Raw genomic sequence first — 17,572 nt, 5'->3', positions numbered from 1 at the left:
ACCGTAAACACCGGTGTATCGGCCGAGACGAAGGCTCCCGTCGGGGTTCATCGGTCTCCGACGAGTATGTGCTTCGGTCCTTCAGGCGTTTCGGAGACGTACTCCTTCCTGCATTCGTACCCGTAGTCTTCCAACAGCGAGGAGAGCTCGGGGGTTCCCGCTCCGAAGTCTGGGTGCGTTTCGATAACGAGCGTCCGCGGACGAACGTCCATCGCTGGTAGAATATCTAGTTCCGCCCCCTCGCAATCTGTGACGAGTACGTCGCAAGATGGTAGTTCTTCGGCGTTAACGATTTTTGCACCGCTGGGTCCGTACACGGCGTTTCCTTCGCCGACGAGCGCATGTTCGACGGCCGTGCGTTCTGTCAGGTCCTCTTCGAGGATGTTACTGTTCAGTTGGATTGCCTCCTTCGTTGCGGCTACTTGCTTGTCTCCTGCTTCGTAGGATGTGACGTCGCCCTCCTCACCGACTGTTCTCGCCAGCCAGACGGTACATACGCCGTATCCGGACCCGATCTCGAGAACGGAATCACCCTCCGCTACGACCGACCGAACGGTCGATACTAGCGTTTGCTTGTAGTCCGGCTCGTAATCGCTCGCAGTCAGGTCAAGGAGATAGTATTTCTTCGTGGCGACCCCGTTGTAGACACCCATCGTCCTCGGTAATTTGTGGCGGACGAACCGGTTGTACAGTCGTCGTAGAGACTTTCGGAAGAATCCGGACATGTTTAGGGGTCCGAAAGCAACCGAGGAGTAAATGCGTTCTGGAAAGACTGCTATCCTCCATTTTGTCTCACAGGTTACACGGTCCGTAGCCGGCTTCCTGGCGACGTTCTTCATCGCGCGGTACTTGGGTGCGACCCCGCTGGGCATCTACTCACAACTGTTGACGCTCCTCTTCTGGCTGAAGTTCCCCACGGACAGTATCGGCTCTGCAATCTCGAAGCGAATGAGCGAAGATAACTCCAGACCAGGAATCTTCGTCGCGGGGATTCTGATTGTCGGGGGGTACGCAGCTCTCGTGGCGGTTGGGGTTGTGACGGGTCAGGAGTACGTGAACGCCTACCTCGGGACGGAACTGGCGTTGTACTTACCGCTGCTACTGGTAGTGACCGCCGGATACGACACGGTTGCCAGTGGACTGATTGGGGCGAACCGCGTCGCGGCATCGGGTTGGCTCGGGACTGCGGAGAGAGTTGTCCGGCTCGTGTGTCAGGTCGGACTCGTCCTTTTGGGGTACGCTGTACTGGGATTGGTGCTTGGCCACCTGTTGTCACTCTTCGTCGTCTCGCTGGTCGGTGCCGTCTTACTGAAGGAGTATCTGGAATGGCCCACCCGCTCTTCGTTCGACTCGGTGCTCTCGTTCGCCCAATACTCCTGGCTGGGGAGTTTGAAGGGGAGTGCCCTGAACTGGATGGACATCTTCGTGCTCGGCTTCGTCGTCGCCGACAACCTGATCGGAATCTACCAAGTGACGTGGACGTTAGCCTCGTTCCTCGCCATCGCGGGGACTTCGATCACTTCGACGCTCTTCCCGAAGATGAGTTCCCTGAGTACTCGTGCCGAGTTCGACGAGATCAAGCACCTTCTGGACGAGGGACTCGTGTTTACTGGAATCTTTCTCATCCCGGGGTTCTTCGGAGCACTAGTCATCGGAGATGACCTGCTGAGAATCTACCGGCCGGAGTTCGCTGAGGGCGCCACGGTGCTCGGTATTCTAATCGGCGCCCAAGTACTGCACACGTTCGGAGGCCAGTTTGTTAACACGCTGAATGGCATTAATAGGCCGGAAGCCGCATTCCGTGTGAACGCCGTGTTCGTCGGTGTGAATCTGTTGTTGAACGTTGGACTCGTCGTCACCATCGGTTGGTACGGGGCTGCCATCGCTACGCTCGTTTCGAGTGGTGTCTACCTCCTGCTCGGGTACGCACTACTGGTACGTGAACTTGGTACACTTGCGATTCCCTTGCATGAGATCTCGATTGAGATATTCGCCAGTATCGTGATGGTGGGCTTTGTGTGGATGTCAATTGGCCAATTCCAGCGTGGCCACCTCGCTACAATCGTGATCATCTTTGCAGGCAGCGCCGTTTACGCGATTGTCCTGTTAGCCCTGTCGGGCCGGATTCGTCAGAAAGCCACCTCGTTTATTTGAAGTCAGAGAGCTAGCTCGACGCCAGCCTCGAGAGATTCGCGCACAAGAATCCGAGTCCGACGGAGACCGTCAATAACACGAGCATGACTAATTGTTCGACTTTCGCCAGGGACGGATTCATCACGAGGCCGAGGAATCTGAGTGGGCCGAACTCGACCAGTAGCCGCCGCAGGAACTCACCCTCTTGCCCACCGCTGTCCTCGACGAGGTCCCCCATCACTCGCTTCGAGTGGCCCTGCCAGAATGCGCGCTCGAGGAGCCACCTGCGGTCTGTCCGGAAGTCGAACACCTTGTGCCCGACCTCCGCGTCGGGAACGTACCAGACAGATTCGCCGTACTCCTCGTGCATGCGCGCTGCGATCTCCGTCTCCTCGCCTTGCCCCTGCGCCTCTCCCTTCCTGCCGAGGTTCTCGTCGAACCCGCCAAGATCCTCTAAGATCTCCCGCCGGAAGGAGATGTTCGAGCCGAACGTGTTCCGGACCTCACACTCCTCCTCGGCGTAACCACGGTGGGTGACGCCGACGAGCCAGTAGAACTCCTCGGGGAGGAACTCGGGTTTCCCGTCCACCCACAGCGGTGTCATCTTCCCACCCACAGCCAGCGCGTCGTGACGCTCGTAGCCGCCGACGAGTTCCGCCACCCAGTCCGGTTCTGGGACGGCGTCGTCGTCGAGGAACGCGACCACATCCCCAGTCGCGAGTTCGACGCCGTGGTTCCGACTGTAGGAGAGCCCGCGGTTCTCGTCGTTACAGCCGATTCGGACGTTCTCGCGGTCGCCGTAGTCCGCACACATGGCGTCGTAGACGTCCTCGTCGCCGTCCGAGATCAGCACGAGTTCCACGTCGTCGTACGTCTGTTCGAGGACACCGTCGGCGGCGTCCCGGACGTGCTCGTACATGTCCATCGTGTAGGTGCAGACGACGACGGAGACTCGCATCGGGGAGAGCTACCAGCGACGGGGGTATAGACGTTTCTTTCGTGTCTGGAAAGCGGGCAGATTCACAAGGCTTATTCGAACGCTGGCGGTCCCTACGGGTAATGAGCGAGAAGAACGAAGCGCCGAGGGAGTCCGCCTTCTCCGTCGACAACGCCCTCGACGCGCTCGAAGACTGGTACCACGTGCCCGTGCTGGGTGCGGTCCTCGCGTTCATGCTCTGGGTGCGCGTCCAGGCGTGGGAGAACTTCACTCGGAACGGGCAGGTGTACTTCTCCGGCAACGACGCCTGGTACCACTTCCGTCAGGTGATGTACACGGTCCAGAACTGGCCCGAGACGATGCCGTTCGACGTCTGGACGGGGTTCTCGACGGGGACGTCGGTCGGCCAGTTCGGCACGCTGTTCGACCAGCTCGTCGCGACGGCCGCGCTCGTCGTCGGTCTCGGCGACCCCTCCCAGCAGACGGTCGCGATGACGCTGCTGTTCGCGCCGGCCGTCTTCGGCGCGCTGCTCGCGATCCCCGTCTACTTCATCGGGAAACACCTCGGGGGCCGCATCGGCGGCGTGTTCGCAGCGGTCATCCTCGCGCTCCTCCCGGGCTACTTCCTCCAGCGTAGCCTCGTCGGCGCCGCCGACCACAACGGTGCCGAGCCGCTGTTCCAGTCCCTGGCCGTCCTCGGCACGCTTCTCGCGCTCCGCGTTGCGGAACGCGAGAAACCGGTCTACGAGCAGTTCGTCGACCGCGACGTCTCGGGCCTCCGCCGGGTTGTCGCCTGGAGCGTGCTCGCGGGCGTCGCGGCCGCGGCCTACATGTGGATGTGGCCGCCGGGTATCCTCCTCGTCGGCATCTTCGGCGTCTTCTACCTCGTGAAGCTGACCAGCGACTACTACAGCGGGTCGAGCCCGGACCACGTCGCTATCGTCGCCGCAGTGAGCATGGCGACGACCGCCCTCCTGATGCTGGTCCCCCTGTCGACCCTGGAGTTCTCCGCGAGCAAGTTCTCTCTTCTCCAGCCGGTGTTCTCGATGGCCGTCGCGGGCGGCGCGGTGTTCCTCGCGTGGCTCGCCCGCAAGTGGGACGACCGCGAGTTCACTGCGGACTCCTACCCTGCCGCAGTACTCGGTATCCTGGTCGTCGGTGTCGCCGCCACCGCCGTCGTCCTCCCCGAACTCTGGTCGCTCGTCGAGACGAACCTCTTCCGCTTCGTCGGCTTCAGCTCTGGGGCGGCAACCCGAACCATCGGTGAAGCCCAGCCGTTCCTCTCCCGTACGAACACGTACGGCCTCGGGATGTTCGGCGTCATCTTCCTGGAGTACGGGCTGGCGTTCTTCACCGCCCTCCTCGCGGCCGCGATTATCCTGCTCCGGCCGCACCTCGAGAGCGGTAGTCTGAAGCGGCTCGCCGGCGCAGCGGTCGGTGTCGCGGTCGTCCTCCTCATGTTCGCCGCGCCCGGTTTCCCGGCGTGGATCGGCGGTATCTTCGGCATCGGCGGGCAGCTCGCCGCGCTCGGTATCGTCGGCATCACGCTGGCGGCCATCGCCGTGACCGGCGAGTACGACGCCGGCCCGCTGCTGGTCGTCGTCTGGGGCGCGTTCATCACCTCGGCGGCGTTCACGCAGGTGCGGTTCAACTACTACCTCGTCGTGCCGGTCGTCGTGCTGAACGCGTACCTGCTCGCGAGCGTGCTGTCGGTGCTCGACCTCGACCGGCCCGCCTCGACCATCGAGGACGTGAGCTGGTACCAGGTCGGTACCGTCGTGATGGTCGTCCTGCTCGTGCTGGTGCCGGTCGCGGCGCCCGCCGTCGCGGAGGCGACGAACAACGACTCCCAGCGCGGGAGCGCGACGCCGATCACGCTGACGAACGCGAACAACCAGCAGGTCCCCCTCCAGTCGGCGATCACCGTCGGCTCGTCGAACGGCCCCGGCGCCGTCGTCCAGTGGGACGACGCGATGGAGTGGATGCAGACGCACACGCCCGCCCAGGGCGAGTACGGCGGCGCGTCGAACGCGGACGCGATGGACTACTACGGGACGTACTCCCGGAGCGGGGACTTCGACTACCCCGAGGGAGCCTACGGCGTCATGTCCTGGTGGGACTACGGCCACTGGATCACCGTCGAGGGCGAACGTGTGCCCCACGCCAACCCGTTCCAGCAGGGCGCGAACACGGCCGCGAACTTCCTGCTCGCGCAGAACGAGTCCGAGGCCGCCGACGTCCTCGAGGGCATCGACGAGGACGACGCGGCGACGAAGTACGTCGCCGTCGACTGGAAGATGATCATGCCGCCGCGGCCCGACCTCAGTTCCGGGCAGGCGAAGTTCTCCGCGCCGCTGGTCTTCTACGACGGGCCACGGAACTTCGCTGCGAGCGACTTCTACCGCGTCGCGTACAACGCGCAGTACGAGAACGGCCAGATTCAGGGCGCGCGGTACCTCCAGCAGGCACCGCTCGTGAAGGGGCAGTCGTACTTCGAGTCGATGTCGGTTCGGCTCTACCGCTACCACGGCAGCGCGAAGCAGGCGCAGCCGACGGTGCTCGACTGGGAGGAGACTCGGCGGAGTCCGACCGGCCAGCCGCTCCTCGTGTTCGACCAGTCGACGACGAACGTCAGGCAGTTCGACAACATGAGCGCGGCAGAGTCCTACGTCGCCAACGACTCGACGTCCCAGATCGGCGGCTTCCAGGACGTGCCCGAGGAGGACGTCGCGGCCCTGCAGCACTACCGGCTGGTGGGCGTGAGCGACGACAACCTGGCACCGGCGAACCTCATCCTGAACGGCGAGCTGAACTACGGCTACATGCCGACGTGGGTGAAGCTGTTCGAGCGCGTCGACGGCGCCGAGGTGACCGGGACCGCGCCCGCGAACACGACGGTGACCGCTACGGTCGAGATGAACCTCTCGCAGATGACGAGCAACCAGGACAACTCCCACCCGACGTTCACGTACACGCAGCACGCCGAGACGGGGCCGGACGGCGAGTTCACGATGACGCTGCCGTACTCGACGACCGGCTACGAGAACTTCGGACCGGAGAACGGCCACACGAACGTCTCGGTGCGCGCGGCCGGCCCGTACGAGTTCTCGACGGGGAACACGACCGCCGAGGACGGCGTGACGGTCGTGAACTGGAACGCGACCGCGGACGTGACCGAGGCGCAGGTGCTCGGCGAGTCCGACGACACGGTAACCGTCGACCTCGAGCGCAACGTGGTCGACGAACCGGAGGGCGCGCAGAACGACACCTCCGAGACGCTGAGCGCCCCCGAGTCGTCGTCGCTGACCGCCGACGGCACGTCGGGCGGCCAGGCGACTGACTCGTCGGCGACGACCGCCGGGCTGACGGCCGCTGCACTGCCCGTCGTCGCTGGTCTCCTGCTCCGTCGCGTCGGCTGATGGCGGCGCGGGACTGGCTCATCGTCTACCTGAAGGGCGCGGCGATGGGCGCGGCGGACGCGGTGCCGGGGGTCTCCGGCGGGACCATCGCGCTCATCACGGGCATCTACGAGCGACTCGTCTCCGCGCTCGCGGCACTCGACCCGCGAGAAGCCGTGGGGCTGCTGGCGCTGGTGCCCCGACTCGGGGACGACGGCGTCCGCGCGGAGTTCGCGGGGACGCTGACCGACATGGAGGTGCCGTTCCTCGCGATACTGGGAATCGGCGTGGTGAGCGCCGTCGTCACGGTGGCGAACCTCGTCGAGATCGCGTACCACGACTACCCGGGGCTCACGTTCGCGTTCTTCTTCGGCCTCATCGCGGCCTCCGTCGTCGTGCTGTTCGACGAGGTGTCCGCGGATACCCCTGGGCGGATCGCGGCGGGCGTCCTCGGGTTCGCGTTCGCGTTCGTGCTCAGCGGCCAGGCGCAGGGCGACGCGCTCCCGGGCGGCCTGCTCGTCATCTTCGTCGTCGGGGCGTTCGCCATCTGTGCGATGGTGCTCCCGGGCGTCTCGGGGTCGCTGATCCTGCTGACCGTCGGGAAGTACGAGACGATGACGTCGGCGGTGAGCGCCGCGACGGACACACTGTTCGCGGGCGAGTTCGGGCAGGCGGTCGACCCGATGACGACGCTCGTCGTGTTCATCCTCGGCGCGTTCGTCGGCTTGCTGTCGTTCGCGCGCGCAGTGAAGTGGGCTCTGGACACGTACCGGGCGGCGACGCTGACGTTCCTCGTGGCGCTGATGGCGGGTGCACTCCGCGCGCCGGCCATCCGCATCGCCGACGCCACCCCCGAGTGGACCGTGGCTGCCGCGGTGCCGCTGCTCGTCTCCGGCGTGGTCGGCGCGGGACTCGTGCTCGCCCTCGACGCGTCGACCGACGACCTCGACTACTAACGCCCGGGGCGTTTTCTCCGTCGCGGACGAACGCGACGGTATGACTGGTCCCTTCGAACGCGACACCGTCGCCCAGATCGCATCTGTCTTCGGCGTCCAGGATTCGGACCTCGCGTCGGCCGCCGCATCCGTGCAGGCGGCGGTCGCGGACTACCCTGGAACGACCGTCGACGGCCTCGTCTACTGACGAGCGAGGCGAGTGCCTCGGGATTTGTGCCAGTGGGTGAAGCCGACACCCAGACGTATTCAGTTCGTTCAATATACGTTCAATCGTCTTGCTAGACGCTTTTCTTGCCGTCTCGATGTGGAATGCTTCCTCCTAGAACCTGCCGCTTCTCAGGTACTTTTCAAGGAACGGTTTGTGTTGATCCCATATCTCTCGTGCCGTGATGCTCTTGGCTGTTCGTACAACCGCACGCGTGATTCGGGCGGGCGGCTAGGATAGGCGTACGTGGTCGGAGGGATGTGAAGCGAAGTATCTCATAGTCGTACTCGTCATGCACTCTTCGGAAACTCTCTCTCAGCGAGTCCTCGATTCGCTCGAGCATTGCGTGACGGTACTTCAGACACCACAGAAAGTGGTAGTTGACGTTGTACACCGTGGGGTTCGCCCGAGCCTCACCTATATGGACAGTACGTGAGCAAGGATTAAGTATTTCAGTATCTGAGTAAGGCTGTGAGATGACGAAACGGTTGTCCGTGGACTTCGAGGAGGACGTATACAAGGAGTTCTCGAAGAAGTGCATCGAGGTTGATGAAACCAAGTCCGACGTAGTGCGTGGACTCGTCAACAACTGGCTCAACGAACCCGAGGAATGACCGCCGCACAGGCACTCATCAAGACGCTGGATTTTCAACTCGACATTCACAGTGACAACGAGCGCCTACTCTACGATGCCACGCTTGAGGCCCGCCGAGTGTACAACGAAACCATCCGCCTCGCCAAGGAAGGCGTGGACTGGGACGCCATTTCCGACCGCGTGGCTGATGACGCTAACCTCGTGAAGAACACGACTCAGCGCGTCGTCGCCAAAGCACTCAGTGCGATGGAGAACTACTACGAGTACGACGACTTCGGACCCCCGAGCCACACTAAAGGCGGCGCGTACCCGCTCCGAGCGAACTACACGGAGGGTTACAACCTTTCGCTCACCGACGACGGTGACGTGGCGTTCCGCATCAGCGCGAAGCCGTACAAACACGTCACGGGCGTCCTCGAAGGCGATCACGCGCACCTCGACATTCTCAAGACTGCACTCACGAGTGATGAGTGGAAGATTGGGACGGCAGAGGCCCTGTTCCACAACGACAACGCCGAGTTACACGTCAACGTCACCAACACCAAGCAATCCGTTCGAGACAAGCATGACTCGCGGACGGTCGTCGGTGTAGACGTAAACGAGGACAACGTGGCCCTCACCGCACTCTCCGAGCGTGGTGTCAAGGACTCTTTGGTCATCGATTTCCCCGAAATCAAGTTCGAGCGCCACCGCTACTTCACGATGCGCAAGCGCGTCCAGAACGCGGGAAAGGACAGGATCCACGACACGCTCGAAGGGCGTGAGGAACGGTTCGTCCGCGACCGACTCCACAAGGTGTCCCGGCACATAGTGGAGTGGAGCCGTCAGTTCGAGAAGCCGTGCATCGTCTTTGAGGACCTCAAAGAGATGCGCGACAGTATCGACTACGGTACGCGGATGAACCGACGCCTGCACCACCTCCCGTTCCGTGCACTTCAGTTCTATACGTCGTACAAGGCCGCGTTCGAGGGGATTCCGACCGAGTGGATTGACCCTAAGTACACGAGCCAACGGTGTCCGCTGTGTGGACACACGGAACGGGCGAATCGCAATAAGAAGCGGTTCAAGTGCAAGTCCTGCGAGCATCAAGACCACAGCGACCGTGGTGCAAGCGTCAATATCGCCGTGAAAGGCGTCAAGAAACTCGATTGGAATGTGCCTGCTCTCAACAGCCTCCCCACCATGAGGAAGGTGCGACGGCAGGCATCGGGGGCCGTGGACGCCCCGACCGTGACCCACCCGCCCGTTCGAGGCTATCAGGCCGATGGTCGGATGGGAGTGTCCGACTAAACCACGGGAAGCCTCGAGGTCAAGCCCCGAGGCGGTTCACGAGTGGCGCCAGGCGTTCCGCGAGAACCCGCTCGTAGAGCGGACGCCCACGCGGTGGGTGCTCCGCGTCCCCGAACGCGTGTGGGCGGACCTCTGCAACCGCGCGGGCGTCAGGGATGACCTCCGCCCCGCACTCGCGATGCTACACGAGACGGAGTCGGTCGACGAGGAGGACGAGGAGCCCGACGACGACGTGGAACGTGTGACGCTCGTTCTCGGTCGCGTCTGAGCAGAATCAGTCGCCGCCGACGTCCGCGTCGGCGGGGTTCGCGGCGTCGAACTCGGCGACTAGTTCGTCGAGACGGTCCGGGTCGTCGTGGCCGACCAGCGGTTCGTCGGCCGTCCGGCACGGTTCGTCGGCCGTCCGGCACGGTTCGTCGACGCCGAGACGGTCGGCCACGTGGTCTGCGGTGGCCTCGGCCATCAGCCGGTACGTCGTGAGCTTCCCCCCGACGGTGGTGGTGAACCCGGCGACGCCGTCGCGGTCGGCGTGGTCGAGCAGGTAGAACCCCCTGGAGATGGCACGCGCGTTCTCGCCGTAGGACTGCGGACTGTACAGCGGGCGGACACCCCAGTACGCTCGTTCGACTGCGTGGTCGGCGACGTCCGGTAGCATCTCGGCACACTCCGCGAGGACGCGCTCGACCTCCGCCTCGTCTTCGGGGAACTCGTCGGGGTCGCCGACTTCGACGCTGGTCGTGCCGAGGACGACGCGGTCGGCGTGCGGCACGACGATGTCGCCGTCGGCGGCGGGCCGACAGCGGTTCAACACGGTGTCGAGGCCGTCGTACTCGACGACGACCATCGCGCCCTTCGTCGGGTGGACCTCGAGGTCGACGCCGGCCGTGGCGGCCAGCGAGTCGGCCCACGCGCCCGTCGCGTTGACGACGTGGTCGGCCTCAACCCTGCCGACGCCCCCGACGTCCGCGCCGACGACGCGGCCGTCGTCGACGAGGAGACTACGGACCTGTGCGTGCGTGTGGACGCTCGCACCGTGCTCGCGGGCGTCGGCGGCGGTCGCCGCGACCAGCCTCGAGGGGTAGACGACGCCGTCCGGAACCTCGGCCACGCGCTCGGCGTCCGCCGAGAGCCCGGGTTCGTCGGCGCGCGCCGCCTCGCCGTCCATCACCTCGACGGGGACGCCCGCGTCCCGACAGGCCGCGACCTTCGCCTCGAAGTAGTCCGGATCGTCGTCGGGGAGTTGCACGAAGAAGCCGCCCGTCGCGTCGACGCAGGCGCCGGCGACGTCGCGGAGGATCTGGTTCTCCGCGATGCACTCCGCGGCGCCCTCCGGGTCGGTGTCGGCGTAGCGCGCGCCGCTGTGGAGCAAACCGTGTGAGCGCCCGGAGGTACCGCTCCCCAGGCCGCCGCGCTCGACGAGCGTCACGTCCACGCCGCGCATCGCCAGGTCGCGAGCGACGCCGGCCCCGGTCGCCCCGCCGCCGACGACGAGGACGTCGGTCTGATGAGTCACAGCGGACCTTCCCACCCGCAGCACTTGGACGTACCGAGAGCGTTCACGCGGTCTGATGTGAAATTCGAGCGCAAGCTGCCATTCAGGACGAGGTCGAGCAGTAAGCCCGGCCAAACAGTCCAATGGCGATGGCAAGGCCGGGGTTCGACCGGGACACTTACTATCCATGCTAACCATGGTATACACGCATAGTGAAGAACACTCGTCACGCTGTCTACGAACTCTACTACCACATAGTGTTCATTCCAAAGTACTGGGAGCAGCGTCTCACGGGTGCGACTGCTGACAGGCTTCACTCTATTTTTGAGGAAATCTGTGACGACAAAGACCTCGAACTGGTTGAAGCCGAAATCATGCCCGACCACGTCCACCTCTACATCGGCAGCCCGCCGAAGAACGCCCCCTCCCTAATCGTCAACTGGGTGAAGGGAATTTCCGCCCGGTGGTACAATGAACGGGCCGACGACCGCATCAAGTGGACCCGCTCGTACTACGTCGGGACTGCCGGCAGCGTCTCAAAAGACGCTGTCGAGCAGTACATCCGCGAGCAAAAGGACAAACAAAATGGGGAGTGGACCGCATGAGGCGCGTCAACTCCTTCAGCGTCGTCCCGCGCTCCGACGCCGACGAAGAACTGCTTCGCCGACTGTTGGACGCCTCTGCCTCGCTGTGGAATCAACTCACCTACGAGCGTCGGCAGAACTTCACCGACCCCGACATCGACAAGTCTGTGTGGGACACCGAGGACTACCGCAAGCAGTACGTCGGCGTCCTCGGGAGCGCCACGGCCCAACAGGTGATTCGCAAGAATACCGAAGCGTGGCGGTCGTTTTTCGCCCTGAAAGAGAAGGGTGAAGCCAACGGCCTTCCGGGCTACTGGGGCAACGAAGAAGAGGGACGGGAGTTGCGAACGTACATCCGCAACGACCAGTACACGCTCCGCTGGGGCGACCGTTCGACCATCGAAATCACGGCCGGCAGCGACCTCAAGGACGAGTACGACATGGGCTACCGCGAACGTCTCACGCTCGACGTTCGTGGGAAGCCGAAGTGGTCGGGCGATCAAGGCCGGCTCGAATTGTACTACGATAAGTTGAGCGACCAATTCAGGGCTATTCAACCTGTCACCACGAACGATTCTCGGCGGGACTCACCAGTAGCCGACGAAACGGCTGCTCTGGATATTGGCGCAAACAACATCGTCGCCTGTACGACCACGACCGGCCAGCAGTACCTGTACGAAGGACGCGACCTCTTCGCGCTGTTCCGCGAGACAACCCGCCGAATCGCGGACCACCAATCGAAAGTCAAGCGCGAAGAGGAGCGGTACTCCTCGAAGCGGATTCGACGGCTGTACCGCCGCCGGACGCGACGGCGCGACCACGCCATGGACGCCCTCGCCCGTGACCTCTTCGAGCGCCTGTACGAAGAGGGCGTTTCGACGGTGTACGTTGGCGACCTCACCGACGTATTGGAAACGCACTGGTCGGTGCGGGCGAACGCTAAGACGCACAACTTCTGGGCGTTCCGCGCGTTCCTTGACCGGCTCGCGTGTACCGCCGAGGAGTACGGCATCACCGTCGAAGTCCGCCCCGAAGCGTGGACCTCGCAGACGTGTCCGCAGTGCGGTTCGACGGAGGACACGACTCGGCATCAGGACACGCTCACCTGTTCGTGTGGCTTCGAAGGCCACGCGGATCTCACCGCGTCGGAGACGTTCCTCCGACGTCATCAGAACTTAGAAAGTTCTGATTGGCGAGCGAGACACAACTTGTCTCGTCAAAGCCACGAAGCAGACGTACCACGGCCGATGGCACGGCTCGTATGCCTCAAGTGGGACGACCACCGATGGTCGGCGTCACCACGCGCTCACCGTCTCAACGAGGAGCATACACACCCGCAAGTTACCGCCGGGGAATCGGCGTAGCCCAATCCCCACGGTGGAATCCTCGCGCTTTAGCGCGGGGAGGATGTCAAGTAGGCTGTCGGCATGGCTGAGGAGTGGGAAGCGGACGGCAAAACGGCGTCGGCCGTGGTCGACTCGCGGTCAGTCCTCGTACGCGAGGCTCATGATCCACTGCGAGAAGGCGTCGCCCTGCGGGTCGACCTCCTCCTCGCCGACGAACGGCGACAGCATCTCGCCGGCCATCAGAAGCGAGAAGTCGAGGTTCCGCTCGTCGATGACGGGCGTGATGAGGTAGGTGGTGTTCCCCTCGTGGACGCTCTCCTCGCGCTCCACGAGCCCCTTCTCCTCCAGTTTCGAGGCGATGCGACTGCCCTTCCGCGAGGAGACGTCGAGTTCCTTCCAGAACTCGCTCTGGTGGATGCCGAGGGTCTCCCGGACGAGTTCGAGTCCATGCTGCTCGTCCTCCGAGAGGTCCGCCTCGGTGGCTTCGGCGCTCATATGCGTCATACGTACCGCGACCGGTTTAAAGGTGGCCGTTGATGCGTCGGTAGTCGTTCTCGCACGGCGGGCCGTCCGCGAACTCGTAGTCCACCTCGCCGCCGGCCGAAATCCAGAGAAGCGACGACGAGCGCGTGCCGTAGCCGTCGCGGTGGATGCAGACGTCGGCGTCGTGGTCGCGCATCGTCGTCCGGGCGGCGTCGTGCCACGCAGTCGGCGACTCCTCGTTCGACAGTGCGGCCCGCACCGTCCGGGACTTCTCGGTGGCGTCGTCGAACCCCCGGTTCACGACCGCGTGCGTGCCGGGGTCGAGGTGGTGGGTGCGCAGGACGCCGTCCCACTCCAGCAGTACGCAGTCCTCGTCGTCGGCGAGCAGGAGGTTGAACCCCGCGTAGTCGCGCTCGGCGAGTTCTCGTTCGACGCGCTGGAGGGCGTCAATCGCGCTCTCGGCGCCGAGCGCGTCGGTGACGAGCAGGCCGCGCGAGCGCTCGCCCTCGACGTCCGCGGGCCGGTTCGTGACGCCGACGAACAGGCGGTGTTCGTTCACGCCGATCCAGGTCCCGCCGGCCTCCTCGTCGCGGGGCATCAGTACCCTGGGGTGCTGCCCGCGGACGGCGGGCGGGGTGGACGGTCGGCCGACTGCCTCGTCACGGTTCGCTGCGACTACCAGTGGCGCGTCATCGAACTCGCGCCACGCGAATGCCAGCGTACACACGCGGGTTCGTAGGGGCCGCCCGCACTTAGTTCTCGTCGGCGAGCGCGTCCCTGACGGCCGCCCGGTCGACCGTCCCGGAGGCCGTCCGTGGGAGTTCCTCGGCGAACGCCACCACCCGCGGTCGCTTGTAGCCCGCAAGCCGGTCGTCGGAGAACTCGTCGAGGGTGGCGGCAGTAACGTCGCTCGCGGAGACGACGAGTGCGCCGACGCGTTCGCCCCACTCCTCGTCGGGGACGCCGACGACGGCGACCTCGTCGACGCCGGGATGGGACTCCAGCACGGCCGCGACCTCCTCGGGGTGGACGTTCTCCCCGCCGGTGACGATCTGGTCGGCGCGTCGCCCGCCGACGTGGAGGAAGCCGTCCTCGTCGACGTACCCGCGGTCGCCCGTCCGCAGCCCGAACTCAGAGAACGACTCTCTTCCGTCGTCGCCGACGTAGCCCGGGGTGACAGTCGGACCGGACACCACGAGTTCGCCTACCTCGCCTGCAGACAGGGGTTCGCCGTCGTCGCCGACGACGGTCACGTCGGTTCCGAGCAGTGGCCGCCCGACGCTGTCCGACCGGTCCGCGGCCTGTTCCGGGCGGAGCGTCGCCACCTGCGAGGCCGTCTCGGTCATCCCGTACGTGGGACAGACGGGGACGTCGGCGTCGAGTGCGCGCACCACGAGGTCCGGGGGCGTGGGTGCGCCGCCGACGAGCGCGAACCGTAGCGAGTCCGAGATGGCGCCCGCGTCGAGCAGGCGCTGGAGCATCGTCGGGACGAGCGAGACGCCCGTGCAGTCGTACTCGTCGAGCGCAGCGAGCACGTCCTCGGCGTCGAAGCCGCGCGTCAGGACCGCGGTCGTGCCGTAGAGCGCCGACCGGAGGACGACCGAGAGACCGCCCGTGTGGTACATCGACAGCGGGCAGAGCCACCGGTCGTCGGGGAGCACGCCGAGTCGGAACGCCGACGCGACGGCGCTCGCGGCGACGTTCCCGTAGGTGAGCCGAACCGCCTTCGGCGACCCCGTCGTCCCCGAGGTGAACAGGAGCGCGCGGGTATCGCTCCACGCGAGGTCGGCGGCCTTGACGTCCACGGGGTCGCTGTCGGCGAGTGCCGGGCGGTCGCCAGCGTCGACGCTCACGGTCGGGGCGTCCAGCTCTCGGGCGTCGGCGGCCGTCTCCGCCTCGCAGACGATGGCGACGGGTTCCACGGACCGCACCTGCGCCCGGAGTTCCGGGACGGCGAGGCGCGCGTTCAGCGGGACCAGGACGGCGCCGAGACGGGCGCAGGCGAACGCCAGTCTGGCGAACGCGGGCCGCGTCTCCATCAGTACGCCCAGGCGGTCGCCCGATTCGACGCCGAGCGCCGCGAGTCGCCCCGCAGTCGTCTCGACCGCGTCGTGGAGTTCGTCGTACGTCCAGGACGCCCCGCTCTCGGTGTCGACGAGCGCGGTCGCGTCGGGGTTGCTCGCCGTCTGGAGCGCGACCGCGTCACGCATCGACCGACACCTCGACGCCGTGACCCGGAGCGTCCGGGACCACCATTCGGCCCTCGGCGACCGGGGCGGGGTCCGCGGCGAAGTCCTCGGCGAGGCGGTCGGCGGTGGCGAGGCCGCAGGCCGGCAGGTCCGGGAGGCTCGCGGCGAGGTGGAGCGCTGCTGTGCGCGCGACGACGGCGTCGACTGTCGTCGTGACGACGGGTTCGACGTCGGCCTCGCGGGCTTCGAGTGCGGCCTCGCGGGCGCGGTCCACTCCCCCGAGTACCATCGGCTTCAGGACGACGTAGTCCGCTGCGTCGAGGACGGCCTCGTACTCGTGGGTGACCAGCGCCTCGTCGAGCGCGACGCCGACGCCGTCGTCGCCAAGGCCCCGGTGGCCCTCCAGGTCGTCCGCAGAGAGCGGCTGCTCGACGTACGCCACGTGGAGTCCTTCCAGTCGCTCGAACGCTTCGCGGGCGCGCTCCCGGGACCACGCGCCGTTCGCGTCGGCGCGCAGGGTGGCGTCGGTCACCGCGTGGGCGGCGCGCAGGCGTTCGACGTCCTCGTCGAGCGAGCGCGCGCCGACCTTCACCTTCACCGTGTCGAAGCCCGCGTCGGCGGCGTTCCGGACGGCCTCGGCGGTGTCCTGTGCGTTCGCGTCGCCGACGGTCGCGTTCACGGCCACCGAGTCGGCCGGGTCGTCCGCGAGGTGGGCGGCGAGCGGAACGTCCGCGTTGCGCGCCTCGGCGTCCAGTTTCGCGAGCGAGACGGCGTGCCGGGCGGCGGGCGCGTCCTCGCAGGCGGCGAGTGCGCTCGCCCAGTCGTCGGCTGCGTCGGCCGCGCGGAGCGCGCTCCCGCAGTCCTCCAGGGACTCCGTCCAGCCGGGGAGTGGTGTGGCCTCGCCGACGCCGCCGTCGCGGGCGAACAGGACCCCCGAGCGGGTCTCGATGGTGCCACGCGCGGTCGGCAGCGGTCGCGCCAGCGGGAGGGTGAACGCCCGGATCATAGTGCGAGTCCGGCGGCGAACAGCGCCGAGTACAGCGCGAGTAGCTGGCCGGTGCGGGAGAGCGCGGGGTTCAGCGCCTCGCCGTCGGTCCGCGAGAGCAGGGTGCGCGTCACCGAGACGGCGAGGGGCAGCGAGAGAACGGGGAGGAAGACGGCCGCGCCGTACCCCTCGACGTAGAACCAGACGGGGGCGGCGTAGGCGAGGACGAGCAGTGCGACGAACTGCACGCGGGAGAACGCGTAGCCGAAGCGGACCGCGAGCGTGCGTTTGCCGGTCGTCGCGTCCTCCTCGCGGTCGCGGACGTTGTTCACGACGAGGATGTCCGTGGAGATCGCGGCCACCGGGAGGCTGGCGACCAGCGCCGCCGTCGTCACGGTCCCCGGCGGAATCGTCGTCGTCAGCGGCTCGGCGAGGTGGGTGACGGCCTGGACGTAGAACGTCCCGGTGACGGCGACGACGCCGAAGAAGACGAAGACGAAGAGGTCGCCGAGGCCGTGGTAGCCCAGGGGGTAGGGGCCGCCCGTGTACGCGATGCCGGAGGCGACGCTCGCGAGGCCGACGACGAGAATCGGGAGGCCGCCGACGTAGACGAGGTAGGTGCCGTCGAGGATGGCGAGCGCGAACGTCGCGTACATCGCGAACTTCACGCGCTCGGCGTCGATGAGGCCGCCCGCGGTGACGCGCGTGAATCCCTCTCTCTCGTCGGTGTCCGCGCCCTGGACGGCGTCGTAGTAGTCGTTCGCGAAGTTCGTGCCGACCTGTATCAGCGCCGCGCCGACGAGCGCGGAAAGCGCTGGCAGCGCCGCGAACAGGCCCGCGTGCACCGCGAGCCCCGTGCCGACGACGACGGGTGCGGCGGCCGCCGGCAGCGTGTGCGGGCGTGCCGCCATCAGCCACGCCTGCCGTCGGGTCACGTCGGCCGTCTCGCTCATTGTCCGGGTCTACGGACAGCGGTACA

The 17,572-nt window shown here is 65.9% G+C and carries 17 protein-coding genes and 1 pseudogene; 9 read left to right on the top strand and 9 right to left on the bottom strand.

Translation table 11 applies throughout. The features are described 5' to 3' along the window. Positions 1-47: 47 nt before the first annotated feature. Entirely contained in the window at positions 48-653 is a 606-nt protein-coding gene (locus tag LT965_RS00920) for a class I SAM-dependent methyltransferase (protein WP_232702136.1), read from the bottom strand. Between the two features lie 103 nt (positions 654-756). On the opposite strand from LT965_RS00920, the gene LT965_RS00915 reads away from it, so the two are divergent. Next, on the top strand, positions 757-2,154 hold the full coding sequence (locus tag LT965_RS00915; RefSeq protein ID WP_232702135.1) for an oligosaccharide flippase family protein: 1,398 nt from the start codon (positions 757-759) through the stop codon (positions 2,152-2,154). Positions 2,155-2,164: 10 nt separating this feature from the next. Here LT965_RS00915 and aglG read toward each other — a convergent pair whose 3' ends face one another. Continuing rightward, positions 2,165-3,091 carry a glucosyl-dolichyl phosphate glucuronosyltransferase gene (aglG, locus tag LT965_RS00910; RefSeq protein ID WP_232702134.1) on the bottom strand — a complete coding sequence of 309 codons (927 nt, stop codon included), beginning with the start codon at positions 3,089-3,091 and terminating at the stop codon, positions 2,165-2,167. 101 nt (positions 3,092-3,192) lie between these two features. Between aglG and LT965_RS00905 the strand changes: the two genes are divergently transcribed. From LT965_RS00905 to LT965_RS00895, 3 genes are read left to right on the top strand one after another with little or no spacing between them, the layout of a single operon-like run. Then, the gene (locus LT965_RS00905) at positions 3,193-6,489 is read left to right on the top strand and encodes an oligosaccharyl transferase, archaeosortase A system-associated (protein ID WP_232702133.1); all 3,297 of its coding nucleotides are present in this window, start codon (positions 3,193-3,195) and stop codon (positions 6,487-6,489) included. Further along, complete coding sequence (locus LT965_RS00900; RefSeq protein WP_232702132.1) at positions 6,489-7,424, top strand: DUF368 domain-containing protein; 936 nt, start codon at positions 6,489-6,491, stop codon at positions 7,422-7,424. Before LT965_RS00905 ends, LT965_RS00900 begins: the two co-directional genes overlap by 1 nt. Positions 7,425-7,464: 40 nt before the next feature. Next, positions 7,465-7,611, top strand: coding sequence for a hypothetical protein (locus LT965_RS00895; protein WP_232703622.1), 147 nt, complete (start codon positions 7,465-7,467; stop codon positions 7,609-7,611). A 52-nt stretch (positions 7,612-7,663) separates the two neighbouring features. Here LT965_RS00895 and tnpA (LT965_RS00890) read toward each other — a convergent pair. Next, a pseudogene (tnpA, locus tag LT965_RS00890) lies at positions 7,664-8,050 on the bottom strand (IS200/IS605 family transposase); the annotation flags it as partial. A 55-nt stretch (positions 8,051-8,105) separates the two neighbouring features. On the opposite strand from tnpA (LT965_RS00890), the gene LT965_RS00885 reads away from it, so the two are divergent. From LT965_RS00885 to LT965_RS00875, 3 genes are read left to right on the top strand one after another with little or no spacing between them, the layout of a single operon-like run. Further along, positions 8,106-8,243 (top strand): plasmid partition protein ParG, encoded by a 138-nt coding sequence (locus LT965_RS00885; protein ID WP_232702131.1) that lies wholly within the window; start codon positions 8,106-8,108, stop codon positions 8,241-8,243. Beyond that, positions 8,240-9,514: an RNA-guided endonuclease InsQ/TnpB family protein gene (locus LT965_RS00880; protein WP_232702130.1), complete on the top strand. Its 1,275-nt coding sequence runs from the start codon at positions 8,240-8,242 to the stop codon at positions 9,512-9,514. Before LT965_RS00885 ends, LT965_RS00880 begins: the two co-directional genes overlap by 4 nt. Continuing rightward, a complete protein-coding gene (locus tag LT965_RS00875) occupies positions 9,489-9,782 on the top strand; it encodes a DUF8048 family protein (protein WP_232702129.1) in 294 nt (97 codons plus the stop codon). Before LT965_RS00880 ends, LT965_RS00875 begins: the two co-directional genes overlap by 26 nt. 6 nt (positions 9,783-9,788) lie before the next feature. Here LT965_RS00875 and LT965_RS00870 read toward each other — a convergent pair whose 3' ends face one another. Next, the gene (locus LT965_RS00870) at positions 9,789-11,027 is read right to left on the bottom strand and encodes an FAD-dependent oxidoreductase (RefSeq protein WP_232702128.1); all 1,239 of its coding nucleotides are present in this window, start codon (positions 11,025-11,027) and stop codon (positions 9,789-9,791) included. A 188-nt stretch (positions 11,028-11,215) separates the two neighbouring features. Between LT965_RS00870 and tnpA (LT965_RS00865) the strand changes: the two genes are divergently transcribed. Both tnpA (LT965_RS00865) and LT965_RS00860 read left to right on the top strand, forming a co-directional pair. Further along, on the top strand, positions 11,216-11,611 hold the full coding sequence (gene tnpA, locus LT965_RS00865) for an IS200/IS605 family transposase (protein WP_232703602.1): 396 nt from the start codon (positions 11,216-11,218) through the stop codon (positions 11,609-11,611). Further along, entirely contained in the window at positions 11,608-12,954 is a 1,347-nt protein-coding gene (locus tag LT965_RS00860) for an RNA-guided endonuclease InsQ/TnpB family protein (protein ID WP_232702127.1), read from the top strand. Before tnpA (LT965_RS00865) ends, LT965_RS00860 begins: the two co-directional genes overlap by 4 nt. A 120-nt stretch (positions 12,955-13,074) precedes the next feature. On the opposite strand, the gene LT965_RS00855 is transcribed toward LT965_RS00860, so the two are convergent. The 5 genes from LT965_RS00855 to LT965_RS00835 are packed head-to-tail and all read right to left on the bottom strand — an operon-like array spanning position 13,075 to position 17,546. After that, positions 13,075-13,431, bottom strand: a complete 357-nt coding sequence (locus LT965_RS00855) for a helix-turn-helix transcriptional regulator (protein ID WP_232702126.1) — start codon at positions 13,429-13,431, stop codon at positions 13,075-13,077. 25 nt (positions 13,432-13,456) lie between these two features. After that, on the bottom strand, positions 13,457-14,146 hold the full coding sequence (locus tag LT965_RS00850) for an NRDE family protein (protein WP_232702125.1): 690 nt from the start codon (positions 14,144-14,146) through the stop codon (positions 13,457-13,459). 25 nt (positions 14,147-14,171) lie between these two features. Further along, the gene (gene menE / locus LT965_RS00845) at positions 14,172-15,629 is read right to left on the bottom strand and encodes an o-succinylbenzoate--CoA ligase (protein ID WP_232702124.1); all 1,458 of its coding nucleotides are present in this window, start codon (positions 15,627-15,629) and stop codon (positions 14,172-14,174) included. After that, positions 15,622-16,614, bottom strand: coding sequence for a mandelate racemase/muconate lactonizing enzyme family protein (locus LT965_RS00840; RefSeq protein WP_232702123.1), 993 nt, complete (start codon positions 16,612-16,614; stop codon positions 15,622-15,624). Before LT965_RS00840 ends, menE begins: the two co-directional genes overlap by 8 nt. Then, complete coding sequence (locus tag LT965_RS00835; protein ID WP_232702122.1) at positions 16,611-17,546, bottom strand: 1,4-dihydroxy-2-naphthoate polyprenyltransferase; 936 nt, start codon at positions 17,544-17,546, stop codon at positions 16,611-16,613. The genes LT965_RS00840 and LT965_RS00835 overlap by 4 nt, the downstream gene beginning before the upstream one ends. Positions 17,547-17,572 lie beyond the last annotated feature (26 nt).

The organism is Halobacterium wangiae (assembly GCF_021249345.1).
Taxonomy (GTDB): Archaea; Halobacteriota; Halobacteria; order Halobacteriales; family Halobacteriaceae; genus Halobacterium; species Halobacterium wangiae.
Note: the sequence above shows the minus strand (reverse complement) of the source record. Positions and strands in the feature narration are given on the sequence as shown.

Bases quoted from the DNA above. Each gene is read 5' to 3' on its own strand.
- LT965_RS00860 (WP_232702127.1), top strand. From the start codon at position 11,608: ATGAGGCGCGTCAACTCCTTCAGCGTCGTCCCGCGCTCCGACGCCGAC.
- LT965_RS00895 (WP_232703622.1), top strand. From the start codon at position 7,465: ATGACTGGTCCCTTCGAACGCGACACCGTCGCCCAGATCGCATCTGTC.
- LT965_RS00875 (WP_232702129.1), top strand. From the start codon at position 9,489: ATGGTCGGATGGGAGTGTCCGACTAAACCACGGGAAGCCTCGAGGTCA.
- LT965_RS00900 (WP_232702132.1), top strand. From the start codon at position 6,489: ATGGCGGCGCGGGACTGGCTCATCGTCTACCTGAAGGGCGCGGCGATG.
- LT965_RS00920 (WP_232702136.1), bottom strand. From the start codon at position 653: ATGGGTGTCTACAACGGGGTCGCCACGAAGAAATACTATCTCCTTGAC.
- menE (WP_232702124.1), bottom strand. From the start codon at position 15,629: ATGCGTGACGCGGTCGCGCTCCAGACGGCGAGCAACCCCGACGCGACC.
- LT965_RS00835 (WP_232702122.1), bottom strand. From the start codon at position 17,546: ATGAGCGAGACGGCCGACGTGACCCGACGGCAGGCGTGGCTGATGGCG.
- LT965_RS00880 (WP_232702130.1), top strand. From the start codon at position 8,240: ATGACCGCCGCACAGGCACTCATCAAGACGCTGGATTTTCAACTCGAC.
- aglG (WP_232702134.1), bottom strand. From the start codon at position 3,091: ATGCGAGTCTCCGTCGTCGTCTGCACCTACACGATGGACATGTACGAG.
- LT965_RS00885 (WP_232702131.1), top strand. From the start codon at position 8,106: ATGACGAAACGGTTGTCCGTGGACTTCGAGGAGGACGTATACAAGGAG.
- LT965_RS00855 (WP_232702126.1), bottom strand. From the start codon at position 13,431: ATGAGCGCCGAAGCCACCGAGGCGGACCTCTCGGAGGACGAGCAGCAT.
- LT965_RS00840 (WP_232702123.1), bottom strand. From the start codon at position 16,614: ATGATCCGGGCGTTCACCCTCCCGCTGGCGCGACCGCTGCCGACCGCG.
- LT965_RS00905 (WP_232702133.1), top strand. From the start codon at position 3,193: ATGAGCGAGAAGAACGAAGCGCCGAGGGAGTCCGCCTTCTCCGTCGAC.
- LT965_RS00915 (WP_232702135.1), top strand. From the start codon at position 757: ATGCGTTCTGGAAAGACTGCTATCCTCCATTTTGTCTCACAGGTTACA.